General features: G+C 55.4%; 20 protein-coding genes. 11 read left to right on the top strand and 9 right to left on the bottom strand.

Translation table 11 applies throughout. The features are described 5' to 3' along the window. Nucleotides 1-18: 18 nt before the first annotated feature. Together ACT3R7_RS09090 and ACT3R7_RS09085 are read left to right on the top strand one after the other, a co-directional pair. On the top strand, nucleotides 19-1,293 hold the full coding sequence (locus ACT3R7_RS09090) for a dicarboxylate/amino acid:cation symporter (RefSeq protein ID WP_192537547.1): 1,275 nt from the start codon (nucleotides 19-21) through the stop codon (nucleotides 1,291-1,293). Nucleotides 1,294-1,319: 26 nt separating this feature from the next. Continuing rightward, nucleotides 1,320-1,793: a nucleoside deaminase gene (locus ACT3R7_RS09085; protein ID WP_192537546.1), complete on the top strand. Its 474-nt coding sequence runs from the start codon at nucleotides 1,320-1,322 to the stop codon at nucleotides 1,791-1,793. Nucleotides 1,794-1,933: 140 nt separating this feature from the next. Here ACT3R7_RS09085 and ACT3R7_RS09080 read toward each other — a convergent pair whose 3' ends face one another. Further along, nucleotides 1,934-2,107 carry a YqaE/Pmp3 family membrane protein gene (locus ACT3R7_RS09080; protein WP_192537545.1) on the bottom strand — a complete coding sequence of 58 codons (174 nt, stop codon included), beginning with the start codon at nucleotides 2,105-2,107 and terminating at the stop codon, nucleotides 1,934-1,936. A 182-nt stretch (nucleotides 2,108-2,289) separates the two neighbouring features. Between ACT3R7_RS09080 and ACT3R7_RS09075 the strand changes: the two genes are divergently transcribed. After that, nucleotides 2,290-4,338 (top strand): TonB-dependent receptor family protein, encoded by a 2,049-nt coding sequence (locus tag ACT3R7_RS09075; protein WP_192537544.1) that lies wholly within the window; start codon nucleotides 2,290-2,292, stop codon nucleotides 4,336-4,338. A gap of 102 nt (nucleotides 4,339-4,440) precedes the next feature. Here the strand turns inward: ACT3R7_RS09075 and ACT3R7_RS09070 are convergent, their stop codons facing one another. From ACT3R7_RS09070 to ACT3R7_RS09060, 3 genes are all read right to left on the bottom strand, one after another. Then, on the bottom strand, nucleotides 4,441-6,966 hold the full coding sequence (locus ACT3R7_RS09070; protein ID WP_192537543.1) for a glucose/quinate/shikimate family membrane-bound PQQ-dependent dehydrogenase: 2,526 nt from the start codon (nucleotides 6,964-6,966) through the stop codon (nucleotides 4,441-4,443). 253 nt (nucleotides 6,967-7,219) lie between these two features. Beyond that, nucleotides 7,220-8,224 (bottom strand): NADP-dependent oxidoreductase, encoded by a 1,005-nt coding sequence (locus ACT3R7_RS09065; RefSeq protein WP_018917924.1) that lies wholly within the window; start codon nucleotides 8,222-8,224, stop codon nucleotides 7,220-7,222. 213 nt (nucleotides 8,225-8,437) lie between these two features. Then, a complete protein-coding gene (locus tag ACT3R7_RS09060) occupies nucleotides 8,438-8,818 on the bottom strand; it encodes a septal ring lytic transglycosylase RlpA family protein (protein ID WP_192537542.1) in 381 nt (126 codons plus the stop codon). Nucleotides 8,819-9,134: 316 nt separating this feature from the next. On the opposite strand from ACT3R7_RS09060, the gene ACT3R7_RS09055 reads away from it, so the two are divergent. Then, complete coding sequence (locus ACT3R7_RS09055) at nucleotides 9,135-10,577, top strand: hypothetical protein (protein ID WP_192537541.1); 1,443 nt, start codon at nucleotides 9,135-9,137, stop codon at nucleotides 10,575-10,577. Nucleotides 10,578-10,691: 114 nt separating this feature from the next. Further along, the gene (locus ACT3R7_RS09050) at nucleotides 10,692-11,465 is read left to right on the top strand and encodes an RsiV family protein (protein ID WP_192537540.1); all 774 of its coding nucleotides are present in this window, start codon (nucleotides 10,692-10,694) and stop codon (nucleotides 11,463-11,465) included. A gap of 218 nt (nucleotides 11,466-11,683) precedes the next feature. Here ACT3R7_RS09050 and ACT3R7_RS09045 read toward each other — a convergent pair whose 3' ends face one another. Then, nucleotides 11,684-12,562, bottom strand: coding sequence for a DMT family transporter (locus ACT3R7_RS09045; RefSeq protein WP_496199016.1), 879 nt, complete (start codon nucleotides 12,560-12,562; stop codon nucleotides 11,684-11,686). Nucleotides 12,563-12,663: 101 nt separating this feature from the next. Here ACT3R7_RS09045 and ACT3R7_RS09040 point away from each other — a divergent pair, with 101 nt between their 5' ends. From ACT3R7_RS09040 to ACT3R7_RS09025, 4 genes are all read left to right on the top strand, one after another. Then, on the top strand, nucleotides 12,664-13,536 hold the full coding sequence (locus ACT3R7_RS09040; protein WP_192537538.1) for a LysR substrate-binding domain-containing protein: 873 nt from the start codon (nucleotides 12,664-12,666) through the stop codon (nucleotides 13,534-13,536). Between the two features lie 83 nt (nucleotides 13,537-13,619). Next, nucleotides 13,620-14,177, top strand: a complete 558-nt coding sequence (locus ACT3R7_RS09035) for a cytochrome b (RefSeq protein WP_192537537.1) — start codon at nucleotides 13,620-13,622, stop codon at nucleotides 14,175-14,177. Between the two features lie 80 nt (nucleotides 14,178-14,257). Continuing rightward, nucleotides 14,258-14,980 (top strand): hypothetical protein, encoded by a 723-nt coding sequence (locus tag ACT3R7_RS09030; RefSeq protein WP_192537536.1) that lies wholly within the window; start codon nucleotides 14,258-14,260, stop codon nucleotides 14,978-14,980. 163 nt (nucleotides 14,981-15,143) lie between these two features. Beyond that, on the top strand, nucleotides 15,144-16,799 hold the full coding sequence (locus tag ACT3R7_RS09025; protein ID WP_192537535.1) for a multidrug ABC transporter permease/ATP-binding protein: 1,656 nt from the start codon (nucleotides 15,144-15,146) through the stop codon (nucleotides 16,797-16,799). A gap of 11 nt (nucleotides 16,800-16,810) precedes the next feature. Here ACT3R7_RS09025 and ACT3R7_RS09020 read toward each other — a convergent pair whose 3' ends face one another. Beyond that, complete coding sequence (locus ACT3R7_RS09020) at nucleotides 16,811-17,068, bottom strand: (2Fe-2S)-binding protein (protein WP_287078388.1); 258 nt, start codon at nucleotides 17,066-17,068, stop codon at nucleotides 16,811-16,813. Then, on the bottom strand, nucleotides 17,052-17,591 hold the full coding sequence (gene fhuF / locus ACT3R7_RS09015) for a siderophore-iron reductase FhuF (RefSeq protein WP_263974096.1): 540 nt from the start codon (nucleotides 17,589-17,591) through the stop codon (nucleotides 17,052-17,054). Before fhuF ends, ACT3R7_RS09020 begins: the two co-directional genes overlap by 17 nt. A gap of 189 nt (nucleotides 17,592-17,780) precedes the next feature. Between fhuF and ACT3R7_RS09010 the strand changes: the two genes are divergently transcribed. Then, entirely contained in the window at nucleotides 17,781-19,943 is a 2,163-nt protein-coding gene (locus ACT3R7_RS09010) for a TonB-dependent receptor (protein WP_192537534.1), read from the top strand. A 7-nt stretch (nucleotides 19,944-19,950) separates the two neighbouring features. Here ACT3R7_RS09010 and ACT3R7_RS09005 read toward each other — a convergent pair whose 3' ends face one another. Together ACT3R7_RS09005 and ACT3R7_RS09000 are read right to left on the bottom strand one after the other, a co-directional pair. After that, nucleotides 19,951-20,808 carry an ABC transporter substrate-binding protein gene (locus tag ACT3R7_RS09005; protein ID WP_225736093.1) on the bottom strand — a complete coding sequence of 286 codons (858 nt, stop codon included), beginning with the start codon at nucleotides 20,806-20,808 and terminating at the stop codon, nucleotides 19,951-19,953. Then, nucleotides 20,805-21,572, bottom strand: a complete 768-nt coding sequence (locus ACT3R7_RS09000) for an ATP-binding cassette domain-containing protein (RefSeq protein WP_192537533.1) — start codon at nucleotides 21,570-21,572, stop codon at nucleotides 20,805-20,807. Before ACT3R7_RS09000 ends, ACT3R7_RS09005 begins: the two co-directional genes overlap by 4 nt. Nucleotides 21,573-21,892: 320 nt before the next feature. Here ACT3R7_RS09000 and ACT3R7_RS08995 point away from each other — a divergent pair. Next, on the top strand, nucleotides 21,893-22,350 hold a 458-nt coding region (locus tag ACT3R7_RS08995; RefSeq protein ID WP_444280549.1), incomplete at its 3' end, for a sigma-70 family RNA polymerase sigma factor.

Below are 22,350 nucleotides of genomic sequence, written 5' to 3'. Positions count from 1 at the left end.
TTTGGTAAAGGTGAATGCATGACGGCACTGTTGAAAGGGTATATGCGTTCTTCGTTGATCTTACGGGTCACGATTGCACTGTTACTGGGGCTGGTCGTTGGTTTGTTTGGCGGTGACGCAGTCGCCACCTGGCTTGGCCCGGTGGGTGATCTGCTGCTGCGCCTACTGACGTTTCTTATCGTGCCTATCGTGCTGTTTACCCTGATGGTGGGTATCAATCGGTCGCGCGAGGGGAGCGTAGGGCGCGTGGGAGGCAAGGTGTTTGCCTACTATCTCGTCTCCACGGCGCTGGCAATTGTCGTGGGGCTGAGTGTGGCCTCGCTGTTCAGCCCAGGAAGCGGCATGACGCTGGATGAAAACGCCAGCTTCACGGCACCGGAAAACCCGGGCCTGGTCGATGTCGTTCTCGGTATCGTGCCGAGCAACATTATCGGCGCCTTTGCCGAACAGAATCTGCTGGGCATCATTTTTACTGCGCTGGTGTTCGGGTTTGCGCTGTTGAAACTTCGCCAGCAAGCCACCCAGCCAGGCAGTGCCGAGCGCTTGTATGAAGTAATCGAAGGATTGAACGACGTCACGCTCAAGGTCATGGCCGGCGTGCTGCACGTGGTGCCCATCGGTGTGTTCGCCATTGTGGCCGAGACGGTCAGCCAGCAGGGCCTGGAAACGCTGCTGTCGTTGGGCGATATGGTGATGGTGTTGTATATCGCGCTGGCCCTGCAGCTTTTAATCTACTGCGTGATCATGCGCCTGTTCGGGGTAAAGCTTCGGACCTTCTTTCGTGAAGCGCGCACGCCCATGGCCACTGCGTTTGCCACCCAGAGCAGCTCCGGCACCTTGCCGTTGACCATCAATGCGGCACGGCGGCTGGGGATTTCGCGCAGCGTGTACGGGTTCAGCCTGCCGCTGGGAGCCACTCTCAATATGGACGGCGCGGCGATTCGCATCGCGATTTCCGCCGTTTTCGCCGCCAATGTGATCGGCGCGCCGCTCGATTTTGTCAGCATGGTGCAGATCGTGCTGGTCGGCACGCTGGTTTCGGTAGGTACCGCTGGCGTGCCCGGGGCGGGGATCATCATGATCGCCACGGTGTTTGCCCAGGTGGGGCTGCCCATCGAAACCGTGGTGCTGCTGACCGCCATTGATGCTCTGGTAGGCATGGGCGCCACGGCGTTGAACGTGACCGGCGATTTGGTAGGCACCACGGTGATCGCCCGAAGTGAAGGTGAGCAGCTCAGCGAGACGCCTGTTGAAACAGACGAGACTTCCGCCACGGTCATCAGCAAGGCGTGAGCGGCTAACCTACAGGAGTATCCGCGATGAAGGCACACGAGCAGATCTATCTGAACCGGGCCCTGGCGCTTGCAGAAGAGGCGCTTGAGGCGGGCGATGAGCCCTTTGGCAGTGTACTGGTCAGCGCCGAGGGAGAAATTCTAGCGGAAGACCGCAACCGCATTGCAAGCGGTGATGCCACTCAGCACCCCGAGTTCACGCTGGCGCGCTGGGCGGCCCAGCACATGACGCCCGAGGCGCGTGCCAACGCAACGGTTTACACCACCGGCGAGCACTGCCCCATGTGCGCGGCCGCTCACGGATGGGCCGGGCTTGGTCGCATCGTTTATATCAGTTCATCCGAGCAGTTAGGACGCTGGCTGGCGGCTCTGGGGGTGGCACCGTCGCCGATCAAGGCCTTGCCTATCGGTCAGATAGTACCGGCGCTTGAAGTAGAAGGCCCCATCGCCGGTCTGGATGAAAAGGTTCATGTCCTGCATCAGCGCCGCCACGCAGGCTAAGCTTTCGCAGGCTAGGCTTTACGAGAAAGTGGCTTACGCTCGCCTAGTGGTTTTTTCGTGCAACCCCTAGTAATTAAATACCGCCCAAACGAAACAGCCCGAGCCATTGGCTCGGGCTGTGGGTAACGGGGTAAGCGTTCCTAATGCTTCAGAATGACATAAAACGCGTGAATGACGCCTGGAATAAAACCAAACAGTGTCAAAATGATGTTGAGCCAGAAATGTCCCTTTAGGCCAACTTCAAAAAAGACGCCTAATGGCGGCAAAATAATCGCGAAAATCATCTTGATAGGATCTGTTGCAGTAAACGCCATAAAGCCTCCTTTGCTTAATCGATACGTTACTCCTTGCAAGTGTAGACGCAGGGTTCACACTTAGCGAATGCGTCCACGTTAGTTAGACTTAACGTTTAGGTTGTGGTTCATCCAGAGTTACGCCGAATTATCAAAAAACCGATTATCAAAAAAACGATTATCAAAAAAAGGGAAGGGAATCCATGTATAAACTGTTGCCGCCGTCGCTAATGCTGACGGGTCTCGCGGTCTCAAGCCCCCTTTGGGCGCAAAACGAGCCAGCATCGGTACAGGCATTGCCTACGGTTGAAGTAAGCGCACCGCGTTTGGCGCGTGAGCTTTACGCAACGCCGGCGGCGGTTTCCACCGTGGACCAGGAAACCATCGCCCAGGGCCAGCAGCGTGTTCGGCTGGATGAAACGCTGGTCGGTGTGCCCGGCGTTTTCATTCAGAATCGCGACAACTTTGCCCAGGGCCAGCGGATTGCCATTCGGGGCTTTGGTGCCCGCGCCCCGTTTGGGGTGCGTGGGATTACGGTGATGGTCGATGGCATTCCCTATACCTTGCCCGATGGTCAGGCGCAGCTGGACGCGATTGATCTGGATAGCGCCGAGCGTATCGAAGTCATTCGTGGGCCTTCGTCGGTGCTTTACGGCAACGCCGCGGGCGGGGTGATCGATGTGACCACCGCCGATGGGCGCGAAAACCCGGGTACGCGCCTGCGGGTGGAGGCGGGCAGCGACGGGTATCGTAAGGCGTCCCTGCAAACCGGTGGTTCGCAGGGCGACTGGTCGCACAACGTCAGTTTTTCAGCGCTCAATGTGGATGGCTACCGCGATCAAAGCTCAACCGAGAAATACCTGCTCAATGCCAAGCTGCGTCGCGAGCTGGGTAGCGAGCGGGCGCTGACGGCGATTGTGAATCTTCTGGAAAACCCTCGCTCGGAAGACCCCGGCGCGCTGAATGCTGGTGAAGTGGCAAGCGGTCGGCATCAGGCCGCGCCGAATTCGCTGGCGCTGGACGCCGGGCAGAATGTCGATCAGCAACTTATCGGCTTGCAGTACGAGGATTTGTCCGCAGGGCCAGGTGAGTTCTACCTGAAAGGCTTTATCGCTCGGCGTGATTTTGAACAGCAACTGCCCTATGTGGGCGATAGCCGTATCGGCTACCAGCGTGACTATATGGGCGCGAGTGCCGAGTATCATCATGAAATCGCCCTGGGCGAGCTGCCGTTAAGCTATGTGGCGGGGGTGGACGTGGCCCGTCAGGACGATGATCGCTTCCGGCGCGACGTCAATGCTCAGGGCGGCGTAGGTGAGCAGGTGGCGGATGAAACCCAAACGGCAACCTCTACCGGGGTATTTGCTCAGGGTGATTTGGGACTCACCGAGCAAGTAACGCTTTCCCTGGGCGCGCGCTTTGATCGTGTTGATCTGGATGTGGATGATCGGTACTTGGCCGATGGTGATCAAAGCGGCGAGCGTACCTTTAATGAGTGGAGCGGCTCCGCCGGGCTAAGCTATCGCTATCGCCCTCAGCATCAGGTGTATATCAACACCGGCACTGCGTTTGAAACGCCGACGTTCTCCGAGTTCGCCAACCCGGCTGGCGGTGGGTTCAACCCGTCCATTGAGCCGCAAAAAGCCTGGAATCGTGAGGTGGGTACGCGGGGATATATCGAGCCGCTGGCCATGGATTACGACCTCGCCCTGTTCTCGGTGCGCGTACGCGATGAGCTGGTACCTTTTGATGAAGGTGGGCGTACCTTCTACCGGAATGCGGGCGATACCAACCGCGATGGCCTGGAACTTTCCCTTGGCTGGCAGTTAGCGGACCAGTGGCGTTTGAACAGCGCGTTAACCCTGGCTCGCTATGAGTTTGACGAGTTTGCCACGCCCAGCGAGCGCTTTGACGGCAATCGCATCCCCGGCTTACCCGAGCAGACCTGGGTCAATCAGCTAACTTGGGAGGGGCTGTCACACCGCTTTGCCACGCTTGAAACCCAGTACGTGGGTGACATGGTGGCCGACAATGCCAATGAAACGGAGATTGACAGCTATTGGCTGGTCAACCTGCGGGTAGGCGATGGCTGGCAACTGGGTGGCGATACGTTGTTAAACGCTTACGTGGGCGTGCGTAATCTGTTTGATGAAGACCACTATGCCAACGTGCGCTTGAACGGCACCTTTGGGCGTTTTTATGAGCCGGCGCCGGGGCGCAGTGTTTACGGCGGTTTGGAAGTACGCTTTTAAGCTTTCAGAAAATAGTTTTCAGAAAATAAAAGTGGCAATAAAAACGGGCAGCCTTTGGGTCTGCCCGTTTTCGTGTCGGTCGACTATATCGGTCGGTAAGCCTTACTCGGGTAAGGCATAACCGATCACGTAGTCACCCATCAAGGTACCAAAGGTTCCGTGACCACCGGCCGTTACCACAACGTACTGACGGCCATCGGCGCCGGTATAGGTCATGGGCGTGGCCTGGCCACCTGCAGGCAGGCGAGCTTTATAAAGCTCTTCACCGGTGGTGATATCGTAACCCCGCAGGTACTGATCCAGCGTGCCCGACATAAAGGTAACACCGCCTGCGGTGGTCAGCGGGCCGCCGAGTGCCGGAACACCCACGGGCAGGCCAATCGGCAAGCCAAGGGGCATGCTGTCGCGGGTGGTGCCGTTACGATGTTTCCAGACGACTTCCGCACTTTGCAGATCGATACCCGTTACATCGCCCCAAGACGGTGATTGGCAGGGCAGATCAAAAATCGACAGCAGCGGGCCTAGCTCAACAGCATAAGGTGCGCCGGCGTTGGGCTGAAGGCCCTGTTCGCTGGCCGAGCCCTGGCCCTCTTCCACTTCGTCACGCGGAATCAAACGTGAAACAAAGGCGAGGTACTTGGCGCCGGTGAACAGTGCCTGACGTTCAGGATCGACCGCGACGCCGCCCCAGTTCATTACGCCGACGTTACCCGGGTAAATAATGCTGCCTTCCAGCGACGGCGGCGTGTACTGGCCTTCATAGCGCAATGAATTGAACTGAATACGGCACATCATCTGATCAAAGGGCGATGCGCCCCACATATCGCGCTCGGTAAGCGGCGGTGGCAATAGGTTCAGCGCTGAGCGTGGCTGTGTTTCTGCCGTCCAGTCACCCTCTACTGCGCCTTGAGGAACGGGGATTTCTTCAATCGGGACAATGGCTTCACCGGTTTCACGGTTGAGGACATACAGGCTGCCTTGCTTGGTCGGCTGAATCACCGCAGGCTGGGTGCCTTCATCGGTTGCCAGGTCAATCAGCACGGGCTGGGCTGGCATATCCATATCCCAAAGGTCGTGATGAACAAACTGATAGACCCAAGCCACCTGGCCTGTTTCGAGCTCAAGCGCGACCAAGCCCGCACTATAGGTTTCATCGTTTTCGGTACGATCCGCGCCGTACTGGTCGGGCGTGGCGTTACCCATGGGCAGATAAACCAGGCCTAGCTCTTCATCAACGCTGATCGGCGGCCAGACATTAGGCGAGTTGCGGGTATAGGTTTCCCCGTCTTCGATAGGCGTGGTGTCATCCGGGTTACCGCTATCCCAGTTCCAGACCAGCTCGCCGGTGCGTACGTCAAAGGCACGGATAACGCCAGACGGCTCATCGGTTGAGCTGTTATCGGTGACGTGACCACCTAGAATTACCAGGTTTTCAGTCACGGTGGCAGGCGAGGTGGAGTAGTAGCCGCCCGGATCAAAACCGCCGATATTGCGCGTTAGCTCCACCTCACCGTTTTCACCAAACCCTTCGCAGCGTTCGCCGGTATCCGCATTAAGCGCGATCAGGCGGGCATCGGCGGTAGGCAGGTAAAGGCGACGCGGACACATGACGTCAGTCTGGCTGATGATCGCCGAGGGAGCATTTTCACCCTCATTCGCAGCGGTGGTTTCAAAGCCACCCAGCAGCGAAACATCGATGTCAAAAGCATCGCTGTCGGCAAACAGCGCGGAAAGCTCGTCGGTAGTATCTGTGTCAATGGCAGCGTCGGCGCTTTCACCACTGGTGGCGTAGTTGGCTGCATCATAATAGGCCAGGCCGCGGCAGGTCATGTGCGCCCAGCCGGAGAAGTCGTCGGCGCCCTGGGTGCTGATTTGTGGGTCGAATTCCCAGATCGTTTCACCGGTTTCCGGGGAAAGCGCCATGGCGCGGCTGTGTGATGTGCAGATATACAGGCTGTCGTTAACCTTCAGCGGCGTATTCTGGTTAGTGATTTCAGGCGGAGCGTTGGAGCCGGGCTCATCGCCGGTTTGAATACGCCATACTTCTTCGAGTTCACCGATATTGTCTGGGGTAATCTGGCTAAGCGAGGAGTAGTGCGTGCCTGCATTGGTGCCGCCATAGGCAGGCCAGTCGTCACCGGCTACCTGGGCCGGGTTCACATCGCCACTTGTGCGGTTCTCTGCGAGGGTGCCCTCTATCTGGGCCGGGTCATCCATCAAACTGGCAATGGCCACCACGATGGCGGCGGCAATGCTGGCCGTCAGCGCAAGACTTCCGCCGCGTGAGTGGAGCGGTTTGCGCCACCAGGGCAGCAGCATGATAATGCCGATGAGGGCAAGAATGGCGACCCGAGGCACCAGTTGCCACCAATCCAAACCGACTTCCCACAATGCCCAAAGCAGTGTGGCAATTAAAATCAGGGCGTAAAGCCAAAGCGCAGCGCCGCGGCGCATGGCAAGCAGCATGCCGCTAGCCGCAATGCCAATGCCGGCAATCAGGTAATAGGCGCTGCCGCCTAAGCTAAGCAGCTTGCCGCCGCCGATGGCGAGTGCCAAGCCAGCAACAATAAGCAAAAGACCTAGCAGCAAGGCAGGCCATTTACCGCGAGTTCGCTTGTTTTCATCCATGAGAGTTCCCCTGTTAGCAACGTATTAAGGGTTAGCAGGCGATGGCGCCAGCTAACCGCTGGCAACGTGCGCTAACCCATCAGTCGGTGCAAACGATGGGTTAAAACACATTGGCTTGACGGTTATTTTAATTATCAATTCGCTTTTGGTCGAACTGATTTGAGAATTAATCTTGGCCAAAAAAAACAGGGCCGTCCCTCAAGAGGGCGGCCCTGCACATTACTCAAGCAGCGTACGCTTAGAAACAGCGGTATTAATCTGTCAATTTAACCAGCATCTTGCCTGTATTGCCGCCTTGGAACAGTTCCAGAAACGCATCGGGTGTCTGTTCCAGACCCTCTTTAACCGTCTCTTTATAATCGATATCGCCTGCGGCTACCTGCGGTGCCACTTCTTTAAGAAACTCGGGGTAATGCTCCCAGTGATCTGCCACGATGAACCCTTGCATCCTGGCTTTACGCACAACCATCTGCGACAGATTGCTGGGCCCCGGCGTGGGTTTTTCAGCATTATAGGTATCGATCATGCCGCACACGGCAATGCGAGCGCCTTCATTTAGCTGGCTTAACGCCGCTTCCAGGCAAATGCCGCCGACATTTTCGTAATACACATCGATGCCTTCCGGGCTTGCAAGCTGTATAGCGTCGCTGAGCTCTTGGGCGCCCCGATCCTTATAGGTAACCGGCTCCACGCCCAGCGATTCAAGCCAGGCGAGCTTATGTGCGGCGCCGGCAATGCCCACTACATGACAACCTTTAGCCTTGGCCAGTTGAACTACCAATGAGCCAACGGCACCGCTTGCCGCACTTACCAGAACGTTGTCACCGGGGCGGCATTCGGCAATAAGATTAAGGCCGGTCCAGGCCGTCATGCCCGGCATGCCCAGCACTCCAAGGTACGCTTGCTCGGGCACCTTGGCATCAGGCAGTGGATAAACGCCTGCCGAAGAAATCTGTGCAATATCGCGCCAGCCGCCCATGTGGCTCACGATGTCGCCCTCTTTCAGGCGCTCATCGTTTGAGGCGATCACTTCACCAATCGCACCGCCTTCCATGGGCTGGCCAAGACGAAAGGGCGCAACGTATGTGTGCTGACCGCTCATGCGGCCGCGCATGTAGGGATCCACGGAAAGCCAGCGGTTGCGAATGCGCACTTCGCCCGGATTGAGCTCAGGGAGTTCCTGGGTTTTTAGAGTAAACAGCTCGCGCTCGGGCAGGCCGTTGGGATAGTCGGTAAGCGTAAAATAACGCGATTGCATGGGTGCCTCCTGCAAAGCCATGTCGGATCAATGTACTTGCAGCATAGAGATCATTAACCTGCTTGCAAGTTCGTTATTTTTTTACAGTGTCGTTTTTTTTGGCAAAAAAATAGGGCGCTCTGTTGAGAGCGCCCTATACGATATTACGAACAGCGTGACTAGAATTGCGTTGAGCGGCTAAGGGGTACCACACACTTACGGGTATGTTATCCGTTAATCCAGCAACGTGACCATAACAGGGGCCGTACCACGGCGCAGCATACCTAATGCACGGGCTGCCCGCTTTGAGAGATCAATAATGCGTCCTTGAACAAACGGACCGCGATCATTGATCAGTACCTCTACTTCTTGCCCGGTATCAGGGCGGGTCACCAGCACTTTCGATCCAAACGGCAGGCTTGGGTGAGCGGCCGTTAGTGCCTGCTGGTCAAAGGCTTCTCCGCTGGCAGTGAGAGCGCCTTGAAAGCGGTCACTGTAGTAGGAGGCAACGCCTTCTTGTCCATCTATATCGTTTGCGAACGCGCTATTTGCTGTAATAGCTAAAAGCAATACAGCTAAACAACTCGTTCGGAGTAGTCGTGTAGGGGCTCCCATTGGAGTACCTCAGTTATTCGTGTCGAGAGTCTCGCAAGTTTCAATGAGGTGCCGGATCGGCGAAGCGATGGTAACGCGCCTGGATAAGCTCGGCAAGCTTTAAGACGTTCGACGCAATTGGCCCCAAAATTACGTTTTTTCTGCTGCTTGCGTTATGCCCTTTTATTTCAGCGGTTTAAAGAGATAGGTCAAAATATAAGTAAAGTTGTTTTGGTACATTAAAATGATATCGCTCATTGAGCATTTTACTTACCATTGCATATGGTTAAGTACTGAGAAACAACCCACTGTTTTATCTTTTATCAAGGGCGCACTAATGGCTAAATCCTCTCCTTTTGCATTAATAGTGGTTGCGGCAGGCGGTGCTGTTGTCGGCTTTTTAGTCGCCCAGAGCCTGCCTTCTGAAACGTTTGCATCTGACCCCGTATCGGCATCAGAAACGGCTGAGCAAAGCGCAACGCCTAGCGCATTAGCAGAGCTTGAAAGCGTGACGCTGGGCGAACGCATGGCAGGAGAAATTACTTCCAGCGACATGCTTAACGGTAACGATGGCAGCCGCTATGACCGTTACGCAATCAGCCTGGAAGAGGGAGATCTGGTCGAATTTAGCCTGCGTGGCGCCTTGAACGGTGTGGTCGCGCTTTATGATGATCAATTGCAGTTGCTCAGCAACGCGCCCACCGCCCGCCATCGTATTGAAGAAAGTGGCGATTATATGGTGGTGGTCAGCGGTGCTGATGGAAGCAGCTACGGGCCTTATACGCTCAATAGCCGAGTAATTGAGCTAAGTGGCGATAATGCTCTGAGCGTTGATGCTCCCTTGGACAGCTGGCTGGATGGCTCGTCGAGCGAATTTACCCTGACCATCGAAGAAGCGGGTATGTATCAGGTCGAAATGCGTTCTGATGAGTTTGACGCCTATCTGGTGCTCGAAGGTCCTAATGGCTATCGGCGTGAAGATGATGATAGCGCCGGGAATCTAGATGCCCGCATCTCTGACTTTCTGGCCCCCGGCGATTACACGCTGACTGCCAGCGCCCCTTATGGTGAAAGTGCGGGCCTTTTCACATTGTCGGCTGAACCGCGTGAACTGCCAGGCGATGGCGAGCTGCGTAACGATGGCACGATTGCGCCTAGCGACTCGTTAAACGGCTGGTTTAGTGGCCAAGAGCTTACCTATCAGGTAGAGGTGGAGGAAGCGGGCATGTACCAGATTGATATGGCCTCTGACGATATCGATGCCTATCTGGTGCTTGAAGGCCCTAACGGCTATTACCGTGAAGACGATGACAGTGGCGGTAACCTGGATGCACGCATTGCCGACTTTCTTGAGCCGGGCACCTATCAGTTAACCGCACGCACTGCGTACGGCAACGATAGCGGGCTGTTTAGCGTTACCATGGAGCCACGCGAGCTGCCGGAAGGCGTTGAGCTGCGTAACGACGGTGCGCTAACGCCGGATGAAACGTTAAGCGGCTGGTTTAACGGTGAATCGCTGACCTATCAGCTTGAGCTTGATGAAAGTTCATTGGTAACGGTGGATATGCGCTCCAGTGATTTTGATGCTTACCTGGAGCTTGAAGGCGAAGGCGTAGCTTACAGCGACGACGATGGTGGCACCGGCACCGATGCACGCCTGCAGCAACAGCTGCTACCGGGCATGTATACGATCATCGCACGTGGCTTCAGCGGTATGGACAGCGGGCTTTTTGAGCTGGAAGTAAGCGCTGAGCCAACACAAATGCAGCCTAGTATGTAATTCGTTATAGCTTGAGATGATAACGCCCTTGTCCACTATGTGGGCAAGGGCGTTTACGTTTGGCTAGTCTCAATCTTAACTTGCGGCAAGAGTCGTAGAACAGGGAGGTAAGGCATGTCAGGTTGGAAAATAAGTGTATTCCCCATCACCGCATTGCTGTTAAGCGGTTGTCAGTCGGCTGAGACCGATATGAGTAATACCAGTCCCTTGGTATATCAGCCGTTGGAAAAGCAGTACGTTTCACCCGAGTGCCAGGGCGAGCACTGCTCAACGGTGCAGATATCAGCGTTAACATTTCCAGATGCCCCGACGCTGACGGATGAGTTGCAAACGCGCTTACTGACGCTTGCCATGGGCATTACGGATGGGGCCGAAACGCCAGCACAGGACTGGGATAGCTACGCCCAGGATTTCTTTGTGCGTGCTGACGAGGATCGAGACGTACTGCCGCAATTTATGGCCAGTGACGCGCAGCTGGAGGCTAGTATTTACGCCCAGCACGATGATCTTTTAGTGCTTGAGCTCACAAGCTACGTCTACCACGCCGGGCAAGCGCACGGTCTGCCGTCTACGGTGTTTATGGTCATTGATGAGCGCCAGCAGAGCGTTGTTAGCTTGAATGACATGTTGATAAGCGGTCAGCAGGAGGCGTTTCAAGAAGCATTGGCCCAGGCCCACAAGCGGTGGATGGCCGAGCTGGATTATGACGATCAATATGCCAAAAGCTGGCCACTAGGCGAAAACCATAATGCGGCGCCGCTGGAAGACAGCTGGGTGATCAAATACAACGTCTACGAAATTGCTCCCTACGCCGTCGGCCAGCCAGAACTCACGATACCCTTGGAGGCTTTACAAGGCGTGGCTAAGCCTCGCTATTTAGGCCCGTGAATTTACGCTAAATTCTTGTCCGCTGTCCTGATGCCGTCGACATTGTTATTGAGGTAGACCTTGATGAGCCGGCAGAAGAAAGCCAGGGCCACCCTCTAGAATATCGCTGGTGGTCCCTGGCTGATTTGCACAACGCTACTGACAATGCGTTTACACCGAGCTGGCTGCCTGAATTGTTGGCCAGCGTGCAGGTGAGCGAACCGCCGTTGTCGCCTTCTTTATCGGCCAGCGTTTAAGCAGCCAATAACCACCAGCAGGGCGGCGGTGGGTAAGCGCCAGTCGAGTACGCTTACGCCAGCGAGCACCAGCAAGAAACCCGCTAAAATGGGTACGCCATAAGCAAGGCTGCCCACTAAACTTGCATGTCCCCAACGCAGGGCTTTATCCCAAGCCACCATGGCTACTCCATACGGGCCCAAACCCAGTGCCACGCCAGCAAGCAGCGCTTCACTGCTGGGCAGAACAAGCTGACCTTCCATCCCGATGCTGGCAATAGTGGCGATTGCGCAGGCAATCAATAGCATGCGGGGTAGAAGAGGGGTAATCGAAACCGGGGCGGCCTGGCTTAACCATGAATAGAGTGCCCAGCAGCAAGCTGCCAGCAGGGCAAGCCCGTACCCTAACGTCGCGCCGCCCAAGCCATTACTGATCGCCTGCGGTATCAGCAGAATAGCCGCGCCTGAAAAGGCAATTAAAGCCCCGATAATACCTGCCAGGCGTATCCGGCCAAAGCGGCTCCACTGGCTTAACAGCACGAACAATACCGGCCAAGTGTAGGTAATAAGTGCAGCCTCGGCCGCCGGGGCAAGGCGCATGCCGATAAAGTAAGTGCTGACCGCGCCGAGTATCAACAGCGGAATACCGACCCAGATGCCCAGCTGCCAGTTCAAGCTGCAGCTTGTTACATTAACGCGGCGACTTAACGGCAGGGTGGCAAAGGCTCCCGCTAGCAGCGTTAACGCTGTTAGCTGAAGCGGAGAAGAGGTATGGGCACATTCGGCAAGTAGTGGCGCCACGCTCCATAGGATGACGGCCACCAACGCGGCGCCAACACTATACCAACGAGGAAACACAATAGGGGAGTGAGTACGTTGCATGAGCGGTCTCCTTGCCTAGAACATGTGCAAAGCAGCATACTCGTCAATAACACATCACAATATCGATCTTTTGTGATTAATTTAATCAAGAATGGTGATATATGCGTGCGCCAACGTTAGATCTCACCCTGCTGCGTACGCTAGTGGCGATTGCCGATACTGGTAGCGTCACGGCGGCTGCCAAACGGCTGGATTACACCCAGTCCACCGTGAGCATGCAGCTTCAGCGGCTGGAGGCTCAGTTGGCGCTCAGCCTGCATGAACGTGAAGGACGGCGTATCCGCTTTACCCCTGACGGTGAGCGGCTGCTTACCCACGCGCGTCGCCTATTGGCGCTTAACGACGAAGCGTGGGGCGATATGCAGGCCCAGCAGGTGACCGGAGATTTGACCCTGGGCATTCCGGAAGACTACGCCTCGCTGTTGCCATCGGTGTTTGCTTACTTTCATCAGCTTTATCCGGCCGTCGGGTTAAAGGTAATCTGCGGAACAAGCGCGCACTTGGTCGAGCAGGTTAAAGCCGCCGAGCTTGATTTAGCCTTGGTAACACGCCAGCGCAACTCGCCGGGCGGTGATGTTATCCGCCGCGAGCCGTTGGTCTGGGCGGTGGGGGTTAACCAGCAGCCGCTACTCAGCGACCCGATACCGTTGGCCCTTTATTCGCCCGGCGCCGACGTATTTAGAGAAGTCGCCGAGCAGGCTCTGCATGGCGCGGGACGTAATTGGCGGGTGGCTTATACCAGTCAGTCCATGGCGGGGTTGGCGCCTATCGTCATTGCCGGGCTTGCCGTGGTAGTGGTAACGCGCAGTATGTTGACGCCTTCACTACGCCCGTTGGATGAAAGTAGCGGCTTGCCAGCCTTGCCCATGATTGAGTTGGCACTGCACCGTGCGCCCCACCGGCCATCAGAGCCGGCCCGGCGTTTAGGTGAGTTGATCCGTGAACAGTTAGCTGCCCCTAGTGAGGCGCTATAAGATCAAGCGCCAAGCGTTGAATGATTAATCGACTTAATATAGCTAGACTAAACGCCATATAACGTTGCTGCTAGGAGTGCTCAATGCACGAGCTGGATCACTACATTTATCCACACCGGGTACTGCATTGGCTGGTGGCGGGCGCCGTACTGCTTGCCTTGGCCAGTGGTTTAACCATCGGAACGGTCGGCTATGAACGTACGGTGACGCTGGTGGGCAATACGCTTACTAACCTGCTCTATACCAGCCATAAAACCTTGGGTTTAACGATTTTACTGCTGATGACCCTGCGCATTATTACCCGCTTGGCGTTTGTGGTGCCTGATCATGATCCGCCCTTGAATGCGTTTGAGCGCATTGTCAGCACTAGCGTGCATCATCTGCTTTATTTGGCGCTGGTTATTATGCCGCTGCTGGGTTGGGTCGCGACTGCCAGCGGTGGGTACCCGGTTGAGTTTTTTCACTGGCATCTGCCCGCTCTAATTAGCGAGCGCCCAGCGCTTTCTGACCAACTCTATATATGGCATGGGCGTCTTGGCTGGGCCATTTTGGTATTGATCGTGCTGCACGTGACGGGTGCGTTATTTCACTGGCGAAGAAAGCACGATAACGTCACCAAACGTATGAGCCTATTCGACTAGGTTTTAAATGACTAGGTTTTAAGTGACTAGTTTTAAGCGACTAGGTTTCAAGCCCAAACCCTCGCAGGGAGCGATGATATATGGGCCTGCAGATTGCCTTCATTATCGGTTTGGCTGCCGTACATATCTTCGCCAGCAGGCTACGTAAGCTAAGCGCTGTGCCCCGCAGCGCCTGGCTTTCGTTAGCGGGTGGCGTTTCTGTTGCCTATGTCTTTATCCATATCTTTCCTGCTCTAAGCGATGCCCACGAAACCATTAACGCCCATGGCCTGCTGGCGGTGCTGGAGCATAACGCCTATATCGTGGCGTTAATTGGTTTGGCGGTGTTTTATGGGCTTGAGCAAGTCGCCACCAAGTACTCCCATAAAGGCCAGCAGGAGAACCCGGTTAATTTTCAAAAGCTGAAAGGCGTTTTTTGGATACATATTGGCTCTTTCTCGCTTTATAACGCGCTGATCGGCTACCTGTTGGTTTATCGCAATAATGAACTTCCCGCCATCATCTTCTTCTTTTTGGCAATGAGCGCGCACTTTTTGGTCAACGACCAGGGGCTGGTGCGTCATCATCGGGATATCTACTTGAGCAAGGGCCGCTGGGTGCTGGCCGCGGCGGTTATCGTCGGTTGGCTGATAGGGTTAAGCGTGGATGTGAGCGAACCCATTATCAGCCTGCTTTATGCGTTTGTGGCCGGTGGGATCGTGCTCAACGTTTTGAAAGAGGAGCTGCCTGAAGATCGCCACAGCCGCTTCTGGCCCTTTGCGTTAGGTGCACTTAGCTGTACTGTTTTGCTGTCATTTTCCTAGAACCATACGGCTATTTCGCAGATGCTCATCTAATGCATTATTAAGCTACCGTCCGATAGCTGTGTCTGGACTGCCTCATTTGTAAATGAAAATCACTTTGCGCATTGACTTGACGGAGTAGTACGTCAAACTCTTCCGCTCATATTCCCGTCAGGAAGCGCTAATGGAGTTGCTGCAGGTTGTCTTTCGTCACTACCGCTGGCCGTTTTTAGGTGCCATTGGTTTAAGCCTTTTGAGCGCGGGCCTGGGGGTCGGCGTTATTGCCTTTATTAATCAACGCCTAATAGAGGTAGGCAGCCCCATGTCAGCGCTACCTCAGTTTTTGGGGTTGTTGGCGGTGCTACTGGTGGTGACTCTGGCTACCCAATTAGCCCTTACCTTGCTGGGCCACCATTTTGTTTATGATCTTCGCTCAAGGCTTGTCAAACGCATTCTGGATACGGATATCGAGCGCCTTGAACAGCTGGGTAATGCCACGCTGCTGGCGAGTCTTTCAAGCGATGTGCGTAATATCACCATTGGGTTTGTGCGCCTGCCCGAGCTCGTCCAGGGCGTGGTGTTAACCCTTGCCTCGGTTGCGTATTTGGCGTGGCTCTCACCGGAAATGGTGGTGATTACCATTGTATGGATTGCATTCACCATGGGGGTGGGCTGGGTGCTGGTATCCAAGGTATATCGGCATTTTAATCTTGTACGGGCAACCGAAGATCGCCTTTATAAAGACTACCAATCGGCAATTGAAGGGCGCAAAGAGCTGGCGTTAAACCGCGACCGGGCAAAGCGTTTTTTTGATGACAGCTACACTGCTAATGCCCGGGATTACCGCTACCATATTATTCGTGCCGATACGTACCACCTGAGCGCCGGTAACTGGTCCAACATCATGATGTTGGGGGCCATTGGTGTGGTCTTCTTTATGGCTAATGGGCTTGGCTGGGCAACACCAGCCGTGGCGGCCACGTTTGCATTAACCCTGCTGTTTTTACGCACGCCGCTTATTCAGGCGGTAGGTGCCTGGCCGACTCTGATTAGCGCCCAGGTGGCGTTTGATAAGCTGGCAAGCCTGAAGCTTGCCGACTATCAGCCGGGTTTTGAGGTCGATGATGCCTTTGCATCCTGGCAGCGTCTGGAACTTGTCGATGTGACCTACCACTACCCCTCTGGTGAGCAGGGCGAGGGGTTTCATGTCGGGCCGGTCAATTTAACCCTGGCGCGTGGCGAACAGGTCTTTCTGATTGGCGGCAACGGAAGTGGTAAATCTACCTTTGCGCGGCTGTTAACCGGACTGTACCGTCCGCAAAGCGGGCAGATCAAGGTCGATGGGCAAGTGCTTACGTCTGCGCAGTGGCATGCCTTTCGGGCGCGATTTGCCAGTGTATTTACCGATTTCCATCAGTTTGATCTGGCCATGAAAGCCGGCGGTGAAAAAGCCGATCCGATACTTATCGATACGTGGTTAAAGCGTCTGCAGATGCAGCAAAAGCTGCAGTGGGAGGGCGATAGAGTAATCAATACCCAGCTTTCCCAGGGCCAGCGCAAACGCCTGGCACTTCTGTTGGCTATCGCCGAGGAACGGGACATTCTATTGCTGGATGAGTGGGCCGCCGACCAGGATCCGCAGTTCAGGCGGCTATTTTATCGCGAACTGCTGCCCCATCTGCGTGATATGGGTAAAACGGTGTTTGCGATTAGCCACGATGACAGCTACTTCGTTCACGCAGATCGTTTGCTGGAAATGTCTCAAGGGCAGCTACGCGAGCTAACCGGCGAGCAGCGTGATGTGGCGAGCCAGGATGCCGTCGCCCAGATCAATCATTAAACCGTATTAGTTTACGTTGACCGCTTGCGAGCCACGCGGTCACAGCCTTCCAGCGGACAGTTACTGCAGACGCTGAACTCATCCAGCAAGTAGCGCAGGCAGCAAAGCTTGCGCACTTGCTTCACTTCATCACTGCCTTTGGGTGTAAACGTGCGCACCGGCTGAAACAGGGGATTACGCTGCCCGTTAAGGTGGCGTGATTCCAGCAGGGCCCGTGCGGCACTGAGCGCCTCTTGATTGACCTCAGGATGCTCAGCCAGCGCATTCACGTAGAAATTCAGGTAGCCGCCAGCCGCCGGCATTGCTCCAAAACACCCGTGGGGCAGCACCAGATATGGCGGCCAGACGTTCAATAAGCGGTGCCCAGTGTTGATCAATCAATTTGGCAAAGCGCTTACCCGGGGCTTGCGTATCCAACGGCACGCCTTCATCAGGGAGCCAAAGCTGCTTTGTACATCCCTGTTCATTAACGATCACATGGACATTATCGAGCCCGACCGGTAAATCGCGGTTGAGGATAAGTTGTGCCGCAAGAGTAGGCACGGTTAGCGCAACAAAATGCCATTTCGACCACAGCGACGTGATCGCACGCTTATCGCCGCCTGGGTAGCGTGAGGCATAAAGCGAAATGTCTTGTTCTAACAATGCGGGGTTGCGCCAGCGAGCTGCCTTAATCGCGCCTGCGGGTATTTCTGTGCCAATCAGCGGGGGAGTGAAGGGAGCTAAAGGGCCCTTATAACAGTCGGCCAACGAGGGCAGGGCAGCTGCAGTCTGACGTAACGCAAAAGACATAACCGGACTCCAACACTGGGCGCTGGGAAGCATGAATGTGGGCAGTTTAAACGATAATGCATATCAATAAAATATCAGATCAACGCTGAATGCGTCTATATATCAAATGAAAATGAGTTTGTTTTGTTGTAGCCTTTGCATCGCTGCCCTGCTGTTACCCCCTATTGCTCTTAAAAATAAGGAACACTCATGTCGCTGCCTTCCCCCTCCTGGCGCTCTTTCACCTTTGTACTGCTGGGCGCTTTACCATTGCCTGGCGCTGTATGGGCGCAAGCGCCCAATAACGACGCCGCGCTTGAAACCGTAACCGTTATTGGCGAAGCAACGGCGCGTGGCGATACGCCGACTTCGGCGTTTGCCGGTGGTCAGGTGGCAGCTGGCGCGCGTATTGGCACCTGGGGGCAGCGCGCGGCCGCCGATATACCCTTCAATGTGATCGGCTTTACCGCAGATTTAATCGACAATCAGCAGGCAAAAACGCTGGCGGATGTGCTGATCAACGATGCCTCGGTACAAAGCGGTTTTGGTTATGGCAACTTCGCTGAAAAGTTTCAGATTCGTGGTTTTGAGCTTGATGGTGATGATATCTCTTATGGCGGCCTCTACGGCGTATTGCCGCGCCAAGTGGTTGCCACCAACCTTGCCGAGCGCGTGGAGCTGTTTAAAGGCGCCAATGCTTTTGCCAATGGCGTGTCGCCGAGCGGCTCTGGGGTGGGCGGGGCGATCAATATTGAGCCCAAACGCGCCGCAGATGAACCCCTCACCCAGCTGACTACCGCGGTGACCGACAGCGGCTATGTGGAAAGTGGCGTAGAGCTTGGGCGGCGTTTTGGTACCGAGAATCAGTTCGGCGTGCGTACCAGTATCGAGCGAGGCCGGGGGGACAGCGCAATTGATAATGAAGAGCAGCGTGCAACGTCGGCCGTTGTGGGGCTGGATTATCGCGGTGAGCGTGGTCGTGCTTCGCTGGATATTGGCCACCAGGCCCATACCATCCAAAGCGGTCGTTCGGTGGTTCACGTAGGCGCTGGTATGGACAGTGTTCCCAATGCCCCTTCGGCAAGTACCAACTATGCACCCCAATGGGCCAATACACAGCTTAAGACCAACTTTGCCATGCTGCGCGGTGAGTACGACATGACCGACAGCTGGACGGCCTATGCAGCATTGGGTGGCAGCAATACCCGGGAAAACGGAACCTATGGATCGCCCACCGTCAATGGCGCGGATGGTGCCGCCACTGTCGGCCAGATGAGCGTGCCGTATCGCGCTGAGGGTGTCGGCGGGCAGGCCGGTTTACGCGGGGCCTTCGATACGGGAGTCGTCAGCCACCAGCTGGATCTGGGCTATTCAAGCATCTATCGCACCACTCGGTCGGCCTATGCAATAGCCTCCTCATCCTTGACGAATATCTACCAACCAGCCGACGTGGCTTTCCGGGAGCCTGGGTCGATAGGGGGTGATTTGGATGACCCGAACTTGCGTAGCCGCACGCGCAACAGCGGCATATCGCTTTCCGATACCTTGGGCTTTCTGGATGATCGCCTGCTGTTGACCCTGGGAGCGCGCTATCAGGATATCGAGGTCACCAACTATAGCTATGAAGGTGAGTTCGACAACCGGTTCAGCGATACCCGCCTTTCGCCGGTATATGGCATCGTCGTGAAACCGACGGACTCCCTATCGCTCTATGCTAATCATATTGAAGCGCTACAGCCGGGTGATACGGCTCCCACCACGGCGGTGAATGCCGGGCAGAATATTGGTTTGATTGAAGCAGAGCAGAACGAAGTCGGCGCCAAACTCGATTTGGGCAACCTGGGCGGCAGTTTAAGTCTGTTTCAAATCGAGCAGCCCAATGCCTTTATTGACGCTGAAACCGGTGTTTACGCCTACTATGGCGAGCAGCGTAACCGTGGCGTGGAGCTAAGTGTTTACGGCGAGCCGATGGAGGGTTGGCGCCTGTTGAGCAGCGCGATGTGGATTAATCCTGAATTAACCCACACTACTGATGGTACAAACCAGGGCAACGACGCGGTGGGCGTGCCTAACTATCGCGTGGTTCTTGGCAGCGAGTGGGACATTCCACAAGCGCCGGGCTGGACGCTCAGTGGCCGAGCGGTACGGAACGGCAGCCAGTACCTGGACGCGGCCAATCAGTTGGAAGTCGATGCCTGGACTCGCTGGGATCTTGGCGTTCGCTACGCCATGCCGCTCAATACGAACACGCTAACCCTGCGCGCCAACATCGAAAACCTCACCGATGAAAACTACTGGGCCTCGGCAACCGGTGGTTACCTGACCCAGGGCGAGCCGCGTACGGTCAAGCTTTCCGCCGCACTGGACTTCTAAGCCAGGATTAATCGGCTAACAGCGCTTCGCTGAGCAAATCAGCGAAGCGCTTAGCAGATGGAAAACCACCAAAACTCCACACGGCAGGTAGCTGAATAACGCGCTGTTCTTGAACCGCAGGTAAATGCTGCCACAGTGCATTGCCAGAAAAATCATTATCCATGCCGGTAAGAAGCGGCTCGACCACCACCAGGGTGGCATCGGGATAGCTCAGCAGTTCCTCTAACGCCACGGTCGAAAAGCCCCACTGGTTGGTGGGTTGCTGCCAAGCGCTGGCCAGCCCCAAGCGCTCCAGCACTGCCTCAAACAGGCTGTTTTTACCAAATACGCGTAGATGTCGGGCATCGATAAACTGTACGACGAGTAGCGGAGGCTGCCCCTGTAACTGGCTTTTTCGATGCTCCAGGTAGGTTTCGACAGCGTCGATCAGGGAGACTGCTGCTGAATCATCGCCGTTTAATGCGGCTAATGTGTGGGTGGTGCGTGTCAGGCGCTGCCAGAGAGAGTCGCCGCGTTGGTAGGTGGCCAGCCCGGTTACCGGAGCAATGGAATTTAGCTGATCGCTCAAGCGCATAAACAGCGGTGAAAGCAGCACATGGTCGGGCGCTTGTTGCGCCATCAGCTCACGATTGGGCTGGCCGCGAAGGCCGATATCCAGAACGTTGGTGGGTAGCTGGTCGGCACCCACCCAACGCTTGTACTGAGGAATTTCCGCAAGCCCAATAGGCGGGTTGCCAAGCGCAATCAGCGTTTCGGCAATGGTCCAATCCAGCGTCACGATATTGGTTGAGGCCGCCACTTGAAGGGAGGTAAGCGCGCTGACGCAGGCCAGCGCTAACTGGCCGTAACGCAGGCGGCGCATCATTGGGCAACGGCGATGTTGTGCTCTCCATTGGGATGTTTCATTACCTGCATGGGCAGCCCGTAAATAGCTTCCAGAGTGCTATCAAGCATCATGTCATTTGGGGTGCCGTGGGCTAGCAGGCGACCACTGTGCAGCGCCATTAATTCATCGCAGTAGCGTGAAGCCATATTGATATCGTGCAGTACGATAATGACGCCCAAATTCAGTTCATCGCATAGCTTGCGGATCAGTGCCAGCACTTCTATTTGATGAGCGATATCCAGCGCAGCAAGGGGTTCATCAAGCAGCAGGAACCGGCTGCCCTGAGCAAGTAGCATCGCCAGCCATACCCGTTGGCGTTCCCCCCCCGAGAGCGTATCCACTAAGCGGTCTGCGAACGCCTCGGTGTGGGTGAGGGCGATGGCGCGCTCCACGGCGTCTTTATCCTTTTGCGTATGACGGCCCAAAAGCCCATGCCACGGGTAGCGACCAAACCCTACCAGCTCACGCCCGGTCAAGCTTTCGGCGCTGGGTAAATGCTGGGGAAGGTAGGCGACTTGGCGTGCAAATTCGCGGTTGCCCCACTCGCTCAGCGGGCGCTGGTCAAAGAGGATGTCGCCCTGAGTGTTAGGCTGTTGTTGAGCCATGAGCTTGATCAGCGTCGATTTTCCCGAGCCGTTATGGCCAATCAGACCGTAAACCTTGCCCTCGTGAAAGGTGTGCTCAATGGGATTGAGAATAGGCTTGCCATTGATTTCAAAGGTGGCGCCTTTGACCTCGAACATGAACGACTCCTGACAAAAGGATGAAGAGTAATGGCCCCATTCTAGTGCTAATGGTTCTCATTTTTAACAGTGAAGTGAAAAGATTTATTCGAAAGAGGGTAAACACCGCATCGAAGTGATTAGGCTAAGTTGAAGTGTTAGAGCGGAGATACAATTAACGCCTGAAGCACATACCTTTGGCATGCCGCCCTTAGATAAATCAGCAAGTATATCGTTATGAAAATTGGCTTAGCTCTCATTGGTTGACTTACTGCCCCTTAACGCAAATAATAATTATTGCTATTTATTCCGTAGTGTTAATTGAGGCAGGAGGCCAATCAGTGGATACCCAGACCTGGAGCGCTGAGTTAGAAGATATCTTCGTTAATCAGCGGCCCCGGCTCTGCTGTGTCGCTGCCAAGGTATTGGGTAATACTGATCAAGCCGATGATGTCGTGCAGGACGCTTATCTGAAAATTTCAGAAGCAACAACGCTTTTTGAAATTAAGCAACCCATATCCTATGTGTCACGTGTGGTACGCAATCTCGCCATTGATCGTTGCCGCCGCTCAGTATTTGAGTCAGCGCTGTTTGCAAAAGAAGAGGAGGGGGATAACGCCTCTTGTGCATCACATTCTCCAGAGGTGATCGCGATTGATCGCCAGGCTTTGGCCCTGGTGGTGGATGCGTTGGATGAGCTGCCTGAGCGTACGCGGTGCGCTTTTGAACTCTACCGGTCGGGTAGTCATACGCAGCGAGAAGTAGCCCATCTATTAGGTATTTCTACAACGTTAGTTAA

Source organism: Halomonas sp. AOP43-A1-21, from assembly GCF_052376775.1.
GTDB lineage: Bacteria > Pseudomonadota > Gammaproteobacteria > Pseudomonadales > Halomonadaceae > Vreelandella > Vreelandella colorata.
The sequence above is the reverse complement of the archived record's forward strand: the minus strand, read 5'-3'. Positions and strand labels throughout refer to the sequence as shown.